We start from the raw sequence: 13,278 nt of genomic DNA on the forward strand, positions 1-13,278 counted from the left end.
GCCTGGCAGACGGCCGCCCAACGAGTCTCGCGCAACCAAAATGGGAACGTTCCTACGCGGAGCCCTGATGGAGAGCGCCGCTTCCCGAAACCGGCTGGATGGGATCTCGGTGCTCTTCGATCCAACTCTGCAGGTCCGACACAGCGAAGGCGAGATGCTTCCCGAAACGATGCGCGGGCGGGCCGAGGCCCCTGGTGCGCCAGTCGTAGACGGTCGAGACAGGCACCCGCAGGTGCGCGGCGACTTCCCTGACGTTCATCAGATGCTCTAAGCCCCATTCGTTCTGGGCGGCTTCTTTCAGATCCATGAACAGTAGGTGCGCCAGTCGCTACGAATCCTAGAGAACCGCAATCAATGGGCAGATACCTCCGTTGACTCCTGTTCGGTTCGACCGCGAGATGCGCTCCCGATGCGAGCCATGCCAGTGCGCCACCTCGACCCTCGCAGGGGGTACGTCCCTTGTGGGTGCCGACCCTATCTACGCGCCTTCTCTTTCGCGGCGCCTCACCGCACCGATGGTGTCGTGGACGGCCTGCACGATATCGCGCACGTCCGGAGTCTCACGCGTTCGCTTTGCGTAGTACTGCTCTGTGACCCGTGAACGCTCGTGCCCGAGCAGCAGCGCCGTCTGCTCGAGTCCTATCCTGTTCGCGACGACCGTGCCCACAGACCTACGAAGGGCGTGTGGCACATAGTCCTTGGGGAGCCCCGCGTGCCGTCGGACGTTCCGCAGGGAGCGGTGCACATCCTGCTGGCCGTTGGGTCGGAGCGTCCGGGTGTGAAACACGAACTCGCTGCCGCCGTCGTTGTCGACCAGACGGCGCAACAGGATAGCGACGGCGTACTCAGGAAGGGCGATCTCGCGTCGTCCAGCTTCCGACTTCGGAAATGGCTCCCAGCGCTTGGCTCCTCCCTTCTCCTTGACGGCACCGTTAACGACCAAATACGGGGACCCCGTGTCGAGGTTCACGTCCTTCTCCCAGCGCAGCCCCAGCACCTCGCCGATACGGAGACCCGTGGCGAGGATCATGTCGACCGTGTCCAGCAGGAGCGGGCTGGGCATCGGGCCTGGGCGGTCCGGATCCTCGTTGTAAGCGACGACCGCCGCACGGAACATGCGCAATTCCTCGATCCCCGGCGCGAAGATTTCCTTCTTCTTCCGGCGCATCGCGGGCACCTCGCGTACGAGATTGCGTTCGACGACGCCCATCTGGGCCGCGTAGGTCATGATCAGGGAGAGCACCCCCTTCGCGTTGCGTGCCTGCGCCGGCCATTCCCGGACCATCTGGTGGTAGGCAATTGAGATCTCGCGAGTCGTAATCTGGTCGACGAGCTCGTCTCCGAGTCGCGGAATGAGGATGTTCCGGGCGATGCGCTCGTGTTCGTGACGTGTCGAGGGCGCGATTTCCCCCTGTTCCATCCGGAGTCGGTCGTGCTCGATCCACTCCAGCGCGAGATCGCGGAATGTGCGCGGCACTGCGGGGTCCGGCGCGCCCTTCCCGGGGCGGGCCTCCGCGACAAGCGCGGGGAGCTTGCCGAGCAGCTTGCGCGCGGCTTCCGACCTGCTCCTGCCCTGCGCCGTGGTCTTCGACTCGCTGCCGTCGAGACGGCGATAGCGGGCAGTGAGGACGACCTTGCCGTTTTCGAGCGTCGTCTGGGTGAACTCGCCCCAGGTGCCATCTTGAAGCTTCGGTCGCGGCATCTCAGCGCCCCACTTCGCACATCGAATCGGCGTCGACGGTCCTGCGATGAGATTCCGCACCGCGCAGGGAAGTACGTCGACTTGCCGGATAGGTGCGTTCGCGAGGCCGCCGCGGGTGCGCATCGCGTCCGAGAGCCGAGCCCCCACGTAGAGACCGCGGTGTCGGTCTTCCCGATCGGCACCGGTTGCTTCCGAATGCGAACGATTGAAAAAGGCGAGTAAAGGGCGACCGAGCCCCGTCAAGCCCCCACCGGGCGCCGGAGCCGCGGCGACGAGCCGCGGACTTCCGGGAGTATTTGGTGGACCTGAGGGGACTCGAACCCCTGACCCCCTGCATGCCATGCAGGTGCGGCGTCGATTACGTCCCGTCCCACTCATCCGTCACTAGGGACAGCTTCGCTTTTCTTTCCCTCAGCGCGCATGGGGTTGGCGGGCGCGATCCCATTCCTAACTGCGAAGTCCATAACCATGTCGAGGATCCCGCGCGAGAATCTGCCTCGATCCGCAGATACCTCGAGGGCGCGGACTAAGAACGGCTCGAGAATCTCCGCAGTGATCTCATCGATCGGAATCTGCTCGAAGGTCGTCAAAACCCAATGACGAAGCATGTACTCGAGGTTGGCCACGGCGTCCTCGGGCGTCCCCCCTGTTCGCAACTCAACGAGCCAAGCTTCCGCGACGTCGCCGAACGGTGAGTCAGCACTCACCAGTTCGAGGGCGCGCTCGACCTGAAGCAATTGCGAGATGCGCTCCGCCAGAAGTCGGCTCGCCGCTGCTTCGCTCCGGCCGGTCGCGGTTACCACACGCCGGCCCCCGTCCCAACGGCGATATCGCGCGACAGCTCGAAACTTGTCTGATTCCAGTCTGGTAGTCGAGATCGTGCCATAGGTTCCCGGCGCGATCGCTGGCCGGCTCACAGGATCCACCTCCAGTGCACGGTTGGGGGCGACGAGAATCTCATCGGTCCAGTCGCTTCCTCGTCGGAATCTCCACGACCATCCGCTCGCGGAGCTCATCGAGGTCGACTCGGATGAGTCGGCCGACGTGATAGCCGTGCACCGTCCCGTCCGAGATCCGGCGTCGGACCGTCTTGATCGAGACTCCGAACTCCCCCGCCGCAACGGCGAGCGAGACGAGCGACCGCAGGGGCGTTTCCGCACGAGGGCGAGTGGTCATGGCAGTACCTCCTGGTTTCCGATGCCTTCCTTACCTGATAGGTGTCCATCGCCGTCCAGCGGTGACTCATCACCCGCCCCCGCGGGCTCGATCCCGGCCTCGGCCCGACGCATCCTCGCTTCGATGCGATCGCTCATGCGATCGGCGAGCTCACGGTCTCGCGCCATCGTCGCGTGCTGGTATCGGAGGACAACGCGGATGTCCGAGTGTCCGCCGCGGCGCATGAGCTCGGCGAGCGTCGCACCCTCCTGGGCGAAGATCGTCAAACCCGCGTGGCGGAGGTCGTGGAATCGGAACCTCGGAGGCAAGCCTGCGACGGCATCCCGACTGTCCATCCAGACGTATCCCCATCGCGTGTTCGACAACGGCACGCTGCCACGGGCATTGGTGGGAACCAGCGGAGCCTTCGCGTCCGGCCCGACATGGTCACACAGATGAGACTTGAGCCGCTCCAGCATGACTTTCGGGACGGCGAGAGACCTCTTGCCGGCCTCGCTCTTGAGCTCGTTCGAGTAGTCCCCCGTGTTCGCGCTCAGCTGGCGCCGCACGTGCAGGATTGCACCACCATCGTCGAGCCACTGGATGTCACGCCGCTGCAGTCCGAGGCACTCGGCACGACGCAACTGACACCACGCGGCGAGCAGCACCATGATCGCCAGCTGCTTCGGCGTTGCGTCGTAGAGGGCCTCCACCTGCTGCGGCGTCGCGACGTCGTCATCGAGCCCGGCATTGTCATTCTTGATCACCGCCTCCTGCCGGGGCAGCGAGACAGCCGGCGCGGCCGGGATGAGCCCGTCGCGTGCCGCCTGTCGAAGGATCATCATGAGCACAGTCAGCACCGGGCGCGTCACCCCATTGAACTTGGACTTCGGATTCAACGGCGAAGGGATGCTGTCTAGGCGTGCAGTCAGGGTGCGGATGCGCTCGATGTCCACCTCCCGGACCGGCAGATCGCCGAACTCGGGAACCAGATAGCCGTCGATCTTGCCCTTATAGGAGCGGACCGTGCCGAGCGCGCGACGCTTGCCGTTCTTCTTCGGCTCGGTGCGAATCGTCGCGATCCACTGATTCGCGTACTCGGTGAATCTGATGGACCGAGCCTTCTCCGCGGCAGCTTCCGCTCGGCGCCGCGCCGCGCCCGCGGACGGCGGCTCCCACTCCCCTCGTGCGATCGTCGAATGCATGCTGGCGAGCCACGTGCGCGCATCGGTCTTGGTCAGGAACGTCAGCGGCTTGTCGTCCTCCGTACGAGCCGGATAGGTCTCGCCGTTGGGTGCGGGGTAGCGGGCCTGCCAGCGGCCGGAGGGCAGCTTACGAAGACTCCCCCAGCCCTCCCGCTTCACGCCCGCGCTTCCGGTCGTCCTGGTGGTGCTCATCGTGCCCTCCTGTGACCCTGAGTGGACTCAAGCGGGCGGTCGTGCCACTCCGTGCCATTCGGAGCACTTGATGGGTAAAATGTGCCTCTCGTCAGGCCCTTTACAACCCTGAGGACGCCTCCTATGGCACGCAGTGGCACGACTTCAGTGGCACGCCGATACCGAATTCCGGCCGGCGGACCACCCCGCTTCACCAAGAGAGGTGCGCGCGTGCCACCCGCGTGCCACACCGAATTGCCGTTCACGTCCATCTGAGTCCTCCTCTGTCTGTTGAGAGAAGGCACGAAAGAGGCCCGGAACCGCAGAATCCTGCGGGTCCGGGCCTCTCAGCCGCCCTTTACGGGCGGGGCACGTCCGGGGACTTCTAGAAGTCCCAGTCCTCGTCCTCGGTCGCCTCGGCCTTGCCGATGACGTACGACGAACCCGATCCGCTGAAGAAGTCGTGGTTCTCGTCCGCGTTGGGCGACAGCGCCGACAGGATCGCCGGGTTCACGTTCGTGACGGTCGAGGGGAACATGGCCTCGTAGCCCAGGTTCATGAGGGCCTTGTTGGCGTTGTAGTGCAGGAACTTCTTGACGTCCTCGGTGAGGCCGATGCCGTCGTAGAGGTCCTGCGTGTACTGCACCTCGTTGTCGTAGAGCTCGTAGAGCAGCGAGAACGTGTAGTCCTTGAGCTCGTCGCGCTTGGCCTGGTCGAGCTGCTCGAGTCCCTTCTGGAACTTGTAGCCGATGTAGTAGCCGTGCACGGCCTCGTCGCGGATGATGAGGCGGATGATGTCGGCCGTGTTCGTCAGCTTGGCCTTGCTCGACCAGTACAGCGGCAGGTAGAAGCCCGAGTAGAACAGGAACGACTCGAGCAGCGTCGAGGCGACCTTGCGCTTGAGGGGCTCGTCGCCGCGGTAGTACTCCATGACGATGTGCGCCTTGCGCTGCAGGTTCTCGTTCTCGACCGACCAGCGGAACGCGTCGTCGATCTCGGACGTCGAGCACAGCGTCGAGAAGATCGACGAGTAGCTCTTGGCGTGCACCGACTCCATGAACGCGATGTTCGTGTAAACGGCCTCTTCGTGCGGCGTGATCGCATCGGGTATGAGCGACACGGCGCCGACGGTGCCCTGGATCGTGTCGAGGAGCGTGAGCCCCGTGAACACGCGCATCGTCGTCTGCTGCTCTTCGGGGGTCAGCGTCGCCCACGACTGCACGTCGTTGGAGAGCGGCACCTTCTCGGGGAGCCAGAAGTTGTTGACGAGGCGGTTCCAGACCTCGAGGTCCTTGTCGTCCTGAATGCGGTTCCAGTTGATCGCCTGGACGGAATCCAGGAGCTGGAGCTTGGGTGCGGTCATATCGAGTCCTTGTTGCCGGTCGTCGGGCGAGCGAAAGAAGAAGCGCAGCGCATCAGAGCATGCAGCTGACGCATCCCTCCTGCTCGGTTCCCTCGAGCGCCATCTGGCGCAGGCGGATGTAGTAGATCGTCTTGATGCCCTTGCGCCACGCGTAGATCTGCGCGCGGTTGATGTCGCGCGTCGTCGCGGTGTCCTTGAAGAACAGCGTGAGCGACAGGCCCTGGTCGACGTGTTGCGTCGCGGCGGCGTAGGTGTCGATGACCTTCTCGTAGCCGACCTCGTACGCGTCCTGGTAGTACTCCAGGTTCTCGTTCGTCATGAACGGCGCCGGGTAGTAGACGCGGCCGATCTTGCCTTCCTTGCGGATCTCGATCTTCGACGCGATCGGGTGGATCGACGACGTCGAGTTGTTGATGTACGAGATCGAGCCCGTCGGCGGCACGGCCTGCAGGTTCTGGTTGTAGATGCCGTGCTGCTGGATCTGCGCCTTGAGCTCGCGCCAGTCATCCTGCGTCGGGATCGCGACGCCGGCGAAGAGCTCCTTGGCCTTCTCGGTCTGCGGCTCCCACACCTGGTCGATGTACTTGTCGAAGAACTGCCCCGACGCATAGGTCGAGTCGGCGAACCCGTCGAAGGCCTGACCGCGCTCCTTCGCGATGGCGTTCGACGCGCGCAGCGCGTGGAACAGCACCGTGTAGAAGTAGATGTTCGTGAAGTCGATGCCCTCTTCCGAGCCGTAGTACACGTGCTCACGGGCGAGGTAGCCGTGCAGGTTCATCTGGCCGAGGCCGATCGCGTGCGAGCGGTCGTTGCCGTCCTCGATCGAGCGCACAGAGGTGATGTGGCTCTGATCGCTCACCGCCGACAGCGCGCGGATCGATGTCTCGACCGTGCGACCGAGGTCGCCGCCGTCCATCGCGAGGGCGATGTTCATCGAGCCGAGGTTGCACGAGATGTCCTTGCCGATGTCGGCGTAGGAGAGGTCCTCGTTGTAGGTCGTCGGCGTGTTCACCTGCAGGATCTCGCTGCACAGGTTCGACATGTTGATCCGGCCCTTGATGGGGTTGGCCCGGTTCACCGTGTCTTCGAACATGATGTACGGGTAGCCCGACTCGAACTGGATCTCGGCGAGCGTCTGGAAGAACTCGCGCGCGTTGATCTTCGTCTTCTTGATCCGCGCGTCGTCGACCATCTCGCGGTACTTCTCGGTCACCGAGATGTCGCCGAACGGCACGCCGTACACGCGCTCGACGTCGTACGGCGAGAAGAGGTACATGTCCTCGTCGTTCTTGGCGAGCTCGAACGTGATGTCGGGGATGACGACGCCGAGCGACAGCGTCTTGATGCGGATCTTCTCGTCCGCGTTCTCGCGCTTCGTGTCGAGGAAGCGCAGGATGTCGGGGTGGTGCGCCGAGAGGTACACGGCGCCCGCGCCCTGGCGCGCGCCGAGCTGGTTGGCGTAGCTGAAGCTGTCTTCGAGCAGCTTCATGACAGGGATGATGCCGCTGGACTGGTTCTCGATCTGCTTGATCGGCGCACCCGCCTCGCGGATGTTCGAGAGCAGGAGCGCGACGCCGCCGCCGCGCTTGGAGAGCTGCAGCGCCGAGTTGATGCCGCGCGCGATCGACTCCATGTTGTCTTCGATGCGAAGGAGGAAGCACGACACGAGCTCGCCGCGCTGCGCCTTGCCCGTGTTGAGGAACGTCGGCGTCGCGGGCTGGAAGCGTCCCGCGATGATCTCGTCGACGAGCGCGTTCGCGAGAGCCTGGTCGCCGTCAGCGAGCCCGAGGGCCGTCATGACGACGCGATCCTCGAAGCGCTCGAGGTAGCGCTTGCCGTCGAAGGTCTTGAGCGTGTAGCTCGTGTAGTACTTGAAGGCGCCGAGGAACGTCTCGAAGCGGAACTTCTTGCCGTAGGCGCGGTCGTTGAGCTGCTGGATGAACTCGAACGGGTACTTCGCCAGCACCTCGGGCTCGTAGTACTCCTTCTCGACGAGGTAGTCGAGACGCTCCTTGAGCGAGTGGAAGAACACCGTGTTCTGGTTCACGTGCTGCAGGAAGTACTCCCGCGCAGCGCGCTTGTCGGCGTCGAACTGGATCTTCCCGTCCGGGCCGTACAGGTTGAGCATCGCGTTGAGGGCGTGGTAGTCCAGTCCCTCGAAGCGCGCGTCGGACGCGAAACCCGTCTCCGTCAGTGCAGCTTCCACCATCGTTCCAATCCGTCGCTCACGCGATCCACATCTTCTGGCGTGCCGAATAGCTCTAGCCGATACAAGTGCGGCACGTGGCACTTGCGGCTGATGATGTCGCCGGCGGCGCAGAACGCGTCGCCGAAATTCGTGTTCCCCGCGGAGATGACCCCGCGGAGGTGTTTCCGGTTCTCCTCGACGTTGAGGAATCGGATGACCTGCTTGGGCACCGCGCCCTTCTCTTCGCCTCGACCCTGGCCACCCCCATAGGTGGGAGTGACCAGGACGAACGGCTCGTCGATGACGAGCGGCGGTTCAGAGGAATGCAGCGGGATGCGCAGGGCCGGCAGGTGCAGCTTCTCGACGAAGCGCGCCGTGTTGCCGGAAGTGCTTGAGAAGTACACGAGCAGCGGGGCGCTCGTGGCCACCGCGCTCATGACTCAGGCCAGGCGCGCGGCGAGCTCGTCGATCTTGTCGGGACGGAAGCCCGACCAGTGGTCCTCGTCGGTGATGACGACGGGCGCCTGCAGGTAGCCGAGGGCCTTGACCTGCTCGAGCGCGGCGGCGTCCTGAGAGACATCGAGCACCTCGTACTCGATTCCCTTGGAGTCGAGTGCGCGGTACGTCGCGTTGCACTGAACGCACGAAGGCTTCGTGTAGACCGTGATCGCCATGTGGTTTCTCCCCTCACATCCGGTGTAGTGACCGGCGGTCCCCCCACCGGGAGTCCAATACTACATATGGGTACGGACATTGGATAGCACCACAAGGGCTAGTAGTTACATCCGTGTAGTTTTCCACCGTTCTCCCCATATACAACACAGCTTCTCCACCGTTTCATCCACAGGCGGCGGCATTCACAGCAACCGCGGGAAAACGCCTGGAACGAGCCGAATCCGGATGCCGCGACCGCGGTTGTCCACAGGTTCAGACGCTACGCGGGGGTCCCGACATCCGTTCCCTGTGGATGACCGCGGGCGGCGTGTCGATCCACCCCTCCCAGGGCGTCCGGGCGTGTCGAGCGGTGCCCGACAGGACGGATCCACCCGCGCGAGAGCCTCCGCGATACCCTGATCTGATGGCCGGGTACCGTGAACTGCTGCGCACCCCCGGCGTGGGCCGCATCATCGCGGCGCAGCTGACGGCCCGCTTCCCCAACGGGATGACGAGCCTCGCGATCCTCCTCCACATCGAGCAGGTCACCGGGTCGTACGGCCAGGCCGGACTCGTGCTGGCCGCGACCTCGGTCGGCCAGGCGATCGCCGGGCCCGTCACGAGCCGCTGGATGGGCGTGTGGGGCATGCGGCGCGTGCTGACCACGACGCTCGCGGTCTGTGCGGTCGCGATCACGGCGCTCGCCCTCGTGCAGGCGCCGCTGCCCGTCTACATGGCGCTCGGCCTCGTCGCGGGCCTGTCCACGCCGCCCGTGCAGTCGGCGGTGCGCACGATCTATCCCAAGATGGTCAACTCGCGGCAGCTCACGCCGCTCTTCTCGCTCGACGCGTCGCTGCAGGAGATCATCTGGATCATTGCGCCCGTGCTCATCACGTTCGTCGCGACGCAGGTCGGCACGGTGCAGGGGCTCCTGCTCGTCGTCGTGATCCTCATCGGCGGCGGCGCATGGTTCATCCTTTCGCCAGAGGTCGGACGCGTCCGCATCCCGCGGAGCCGGCGGAGCATCGGCAAGGTGCTCGCCAAGCCGCCCGTCCTGCTCGCGACAGTCACGGGCTTCCTCCTGATCGGCGCGTGCGCCGCCGTCGAGGCGGGCGTCGTCTCGACGTTCGGCCACGGCGGCCTCGAGGCGGGTATCGTCCTGGCGGTCTTCTCGATCGGCAGCCTCGCGGGCGGACTCACGTTCGGCCACATCCCGATCGGCCCGTGGGCCATGGCGCGACGGTTCGCCGTCGTCGCCGCGGGACTCGCACTGACGACGATCTCACTCGACGTCTGGTGGCTCGGCGGGTCGCTCGTCATCGCCGGAATCGGCATCGCACCGGCGCTCGCTGTCATGTTCGCGATGACCTCGGCGAGCGTCAAGTTCAGCGAGACCGCCGAGTCGTTCGGCTGGGTCGGCACGGGGCAGCTGATCGGCGCGGCGGCGGGCTCGGCGATCGCCGGCTTCCTCATCGATGGCGTCGGCCCGCAAGGCGCCTACTGGGCCGCGACCATCTTCGCGACGCTCGGGGTACTCGTGTCGGTGCTCTTCGTGCGATCCTTCCCCGATCTGCGCGGCCGCGATGCGAGTCCCATCCCCGACACGGAGCCCGTGCAGACGATCACGTGACGGCGGCATGCTCAGCCCATAGCGCTCGCATAGGTGAACGCGCTTGCCTGGTGTCATGAGCAACGACGACCGCTGGCTCGACGACGACGGCAACCCCATCGACGAGGACCACCGCGGCCTCGTGTACGACATCCGCACCCTGGTCGATCGTCGCCGCGCCCTCGGCATCTTCGGCGGCCTCACGCTCACGACGCTCCTCGCGGCGTGCGGCGTGAAGACCGACGATGCGGCCGCCACGTCACCGGCGGCGACGCCCACCGCAGCGGAGACGGCGGAGCCGTCCGCCTCGGCGACGGCCGAGGCATCCACTCCGCTCACTGAAGTGCCCGACGAGACGGGGGGTCCCTACCCGGGCGACGGATCCAACGGCGTCAACGTCCTCGACGACTCCGGGATCGTGCGCAGCGACATCCGCTCGAGCTTCGGGTCTTCCACGACGGTCGCCGAGGGCGTGCCGCTCACCGTGGCGCTGACGGTCCGGGATGCCGCGACGGGCACCGCCCTCGCGGGCCGCGGCGTCTACATCTGGCACTGCGATCGCGACGGCAACTACTCGCTCTACAGCAGCGGTGTCGAGAACGAGAACTACCTGCGCGGTGTGCAGGAGACCGACGCGACCGGCACAGTGACGTTCACCTCGATCTTTCCCGCGTGCTATCCGGGCCGCTGGCCGCACATCCACTTCGAGGTGTACGAAGACATCGCCACGGCCGTCGCCTCAGGACCCATCGTCAAGACGAGCCAGATCGCCCTGCCCGCCGAGGTGGATTCGGCCGTCTACGCGACCGCCGGCTACGAGCGCAGCGTGCAGACCCTCAGCCAGATCTCGCTGCAGTCCGACATGGTGTTCGGCGAGGACGGCGGCATCCATCAGCTCGCGACGATGTCAGGGTCGGTCTCGGAGGGCTACCGCGCGGCGCTGACGATCGGGGTCTGACTCACGCGAGGCGCTCGAGCAGTGCGAGCACGGCGAGCGCATACGCGTCGGCGGGTGCGGGATGCTCGAACACGAGCACGGCGTCCGGCCCCGCGGGCTGGTGCAGCGAGATCTCGACCTCGTACGTGTCGGGGAGGCGGCGGAGGGCCCGGAAGGCGCCCCGCAGCAGCTCGCGCAGCTGATCCTCGCTCGGAAGCCAGAGGGCGTCCTCGAGTGCGACGGAGTCCAGCGCCCATTCCGTCGTGCCGTTGAACGAGAGGATCCTGCCCGTCGGGTATTCGCGCGGCTCGATCGTCATCTCGCTCACGGTGAAGATGTCGGCCTCGAACTCCGGCTCGTCCAGCTGGAACCGGTCGCCCGAGCGCGGATGCCACACGAGGCCCGCGGCACGCAGCGCGACTGCCATCTCCGTCGAGATCATGCCGACCATCCTCTCGCGGAACCGGCACCCCGCGGGCCGACCGTATCCTGGGCGCATGCCTGCTCCCGTCACTCTCCCCCGTCTCGCGTGGGGCGATCCCTCGTCGTCGCGCCGCGCCCTGCTCGCCCACGGGCTCGGATCGAACGGCGCGCTCATGTGGCGGTACGGCCTCGCGCTCGCGGAGGCCGGGTGGTACGCCGTCGCGGTCGATCTGCGCGGCCATGGCACGGCGCCGCGGGCGCTCGACTACACGCTCGAGGCCTACGCCGCCGACCTCGCGCACACGCGCCCCGCCGACCAGGACCACTGGGAGCTCGTCGTCGCGCACTCGCTCGGCGGCGCCGCGGCGACCCTCGCGGCCGCCGATCACTTCGGGTGGACGCGGCGTCTCATCCTCATCGATCCCGCGATCCACCTGAACCCGCACGACCGCGACGTCGTCCGCGACTCGCAGGAACGCGCGTTCGAGAACCCGACGGTGGCGGCCGTCCGCGCCGAGCACCCGACGTGGCACGAGCACGATATCGAGCTCAAGGCGCTGTCGGCACAGCAGGCGAGCCGCTGGGCGGTCGAACAGACGAGTGCGCAGAACCCGGCCTGGGACGTGCGGGACGCGGCATCCCATCTGCTGATCCCCACGCACGTCATCGCGTCCGACCCGAAGGTCTACTCGATCTTCAAGGGCGAGCTCGTGGACGAGGTCCGCCGCAATGCGCGCATCACGGTCTCGGTCGTCACGGGTGCGGGCCACTCGCCGCACCGCGACCTGCCCGAGGACACGATGCGCCACCTCCACGACGCGCTCGCCGGCTGAGACCCCGCCCGCTCAGCGCTGCACGGGTATCTCGGCACCGAGCGTGAGATCGACCACGACGTCCACGAAGTCGGGGATCCGGCCAGCGAGGTCGTCCACGAAGGCGGAGGAGGGCGGCAGGTCGCCCGACCGGGACACGACTGCGACGGTGGCCGTGAGCCCGCTCCAGGTCACATCGTCGACGTAGGCGTCCGGCGTGTCCGCGAGCCAGTCCTGCGCCTCGGCCTCGACCGCGAGCCCCCAGCGCGCCAGTGCGAACGCGACGAGCGTGTTGGCCGCGAGCGGGACGGCGACGAGCACCGCGAGCACGGCGACGATCGCGTACGAGCGGCGGCGCTTCGCCGTGGGCGATGAGGAGGGCTCGCGCGCGTAGCCCGCGGCGGTGTACACGAACGCGCCCGCGATGACGAGGGCGAAGACGTTCGAGAGGAAGAGCATGAGGGCGCCGAAGGCCTGATCCCACTCCCCCACGCCGGCGCAGACGCCGACGACCGCGAGCGGCGGCACGAGCGAGATCGCGATCGCGACGCCGGGCAGCACGGCGCTGAGGTCGCGACGGCACATCGCGAACGCGCCCGCGAGGCCCGTCGCGAGCGCTGCGACGAGGTCCATGAGGTTGGGTGAGGTGCGGCCGGCGATCTGCGAGTTGCCCGACAGCCGGCCCGGGTCGGCGATCGCGGCGGCGAAGCCCATACCGAGCAGCACGACGATGACGGTGCCGAGAAGCACCCACAGGATCGACCGTCCGACGAGGCTGCGACTGCCGATCACGAGACCGAGCCCGATCCCCTGGATGGGTGTCGCGAGGGGCGCGATGATCATGGCGCCGATGACGGTCGCAGTCGAATCGGTCAGGACGCCCGCGATCGCGACGAGTCCCGCGAGCACGAGCATGATGAGAAAGCCCGTGCGCTTGCTGACCACCTCGCCATGGTCGAGGTCGACCGCGTCGGTGAGCTCCGCGACGGACTGGCGCTGCGAGCGAGGGATGAGCGTCTGCGTGATGCGGCCCATGGCGCCATGATCCAGCGGAAGGCG

Annotated in this window: 14 protein-coding genes and 1 tRNA gene; 3 read left to right on the forward strand and 12 right to left on the reverse strand. The window is 66.4% G+C overall.

The annotated features are described in order from the left end of the window. Window positions 1–52: 52 nt before the first annotated feature. The 10 genes from MJ607_RS01260 to nrdH form a co-directional block, all read right to left on the reverse strand. A complete protein-coding gene (locus MJ607_RS01260) occupies window positions 53–307 on the reverse strand; it encodes a helix-turn-helix domain-containing protein (RefSeq protein WP_243073731.1) in 255 nt (84 codons plus the stop codon). Between the two features lie 171 nt (window positions 308–478). Further along, window positions 479–1,702 carry a site-specific integrase gene (locus MJ607_RS01265; protein ID WP_243073732.1) on the reverse strand — a complete coding sequence of 408 codons (1,224 nt, stop codon included), beginning with the start codon at window positions 1,700–1,702 and terminating at the stop codon, window positions 479–481. Window positions 1,703–1,999: 297 nt separating this feature from the next. Further along, window positions 2,000–2,082, reverse strand: a tRNA-Ala gene (locus tag MJ607_RS01270). Continuing rightward, complete coding sequence (locus MJ607_RS01275) at window positions 2,077–2,505, reverse strand: hypothetical protein (RefSeq protein WP_243073733.1); 429 nt, start codon at window positions 2,503–2,505, stop codon at window positions 2,077–2,079. Before MJ607_RS01275 ends, MJ607_RS01270 begins: the two co-directional genes overlap by 6 nt. A gap of 154 nt (window positions 2,506–2,659) precedes the next feature. Next, window positions 2,660–2,878, reverse strand: a complete 219-nt coding sequence (locus MJ607_RS01280) for a DNA-binding protein (RefSeq protein WP_243073734.1) — start codon at window positions 2,876–2,878, stop codon at window positions 2,660–2,662. Then, complete coding sequence (locus tag MJ607_RS01285; RefSeq protein WP_243073735.1) at window positions 2,875–4,254, reverse strand: site-specific integrase; 1,380 nt, start codon at window positions 4,252–4,254, stop codon at window positions 2,875–2,877. The genes MJ607_RS01280 and MJ607_RS01285 overlap by 4 nt, the downstream gene beginning before the upstream one ends. A gap of 364 nt (window positions 4,255–4,618) precedes the next feature. Then, complete coding sequence (gene nrdF, locus MJ607_RS01290) at window positions 4,619–5,596, reverse strand: class 1b ribonucleoside-diphosphate reductase subunit beta (RefSeq protein WP_243073736.1); 978 nt, start codon at window positions 5,594–5,596, stop codon at window positions 4,619–4,621. Between the two features lie 52 nt (window positions 5,597–5,648). Continuing rightward, the gene (nrdE, locus tag MJ607_RS01295; RefSeq protein ID WP_243073737.1) at window positions 5,649–7,805 is read right to left on the reverse strand and encodes a class 1b ribonucleoside-diphosphate reductase subunit alpha; all 2,157 of its coding nucleotides are present in this window, start codon (window positions 7,803–7,805) and stop codon (window positions 5,649–5,651) included. Then, a complete protein-coding gene (nrdI, locus tag MJ607_RS01300) occupies window positions 7,787–8,221 on the reverse strand; it encodes a class Ib ribonucleoside-diphosphate reductase assembly flavoprotein NrdI (RefSeq protein WP_243073738.1) in 435 nt (144 codons plus the stop codon). Before nrdI ends, nrdE begins: the two co-directional genes overlap by 19 nt. A gap of 3 nt (window positions 8,222–8,224) precedes the next feature. Continuing rightward, window positions 8,225–8,458, reverse strand: a complete 234-nt coding sequence (nrdH, locus tag MJ607_RS01305; RefSeq protein ID WP_243073739.1) for a glutaredoxin-like protein NrdH — start codon at window positions 8,456–8,458, stop codon at window positions 8,225–8,227. 404 nt (window positions 8,459–8,862) lie between these two features. Between nrdH and MJ607_RS01310 the strand changes: the two genes are divergently transcribed. Beyond that, a complete protein-coding gene (locus tag MJ607_RS01310; RefSeq protein ID WP_243073740.1) occupies window positions 8,863–10,068 on the forward strand; it encodes an MFS transporter in 1,206 nt (401 codons plus the stop codon). Window positions 10,069–10,123: 55 nt separating this feature from the next. Next, on the forward strand, window positions 10,124–11,005 hold the full coding sequence (locus MJ607_RS01315) for an intradiol ring-cleavage dioxygenase (protein WP_243073741.1): 882 nt from the start codon (window positions 10,124–10,126) through the stop codon (window positions 11,003–11,005). A gap of 1 nt (window position 11,006) precedes the next feature. Here the strand turns inward: MJ607_RS01315 and MJ607_RS01320 are convergent, their stop codons facing one another. Then, window positions 11,007–11,426 (reverse strand): pilus assembly protein CpaE, encoded by a 420-nt coding sequence (locus MJ607_RS01320; protein WP_243073742.1) that lies wholly within the window; start codon window positions 11,424–11,426, stop codon window positions 11,007–11,009. 55 nt (window positions 11,427–11,481) lie between these two features. Between MJ607_RS01320 and MJ607_RS01325 the strand changes: the two genes are divergently transcribed. Further along, window positions 11,482–12,240 (forward strand): alpha/beta fold hydrolase, encoded by a 759-nt coding sequence (locus MJ607_RS01325; protein ID WP_243073743.1) that lies wholly within the window; start codon window positions 11,482–11,484, stop codon window positions 12,238–12,240. Between the two features lie 12 nt (window positions 12,241–12,252). Here the strand turns inward: MJ607_RS01325 and MJ607_RS01330 are convergent, their stop codons facing one another. Next, entirely contained in the window at window positions 12,253–13,254 is a 1,002-nt protein-coding gene (locus MJ607_RS01330; protein WP_243073744.1) for a TIGR00341 family protein, read from the reverse strand. Window positions 13,255–13,278 lie beyond the last annotated feature (24 nt).

Origin of the sequence: Microbacterium sp. SS28 (genome assembly GCF_022761035.1) — a bacterium.
GTDB lineage: Bacteria > Actinomycetota > Actinomycetes > Actinomycetales > Microbacteriaceae > Microbacterium.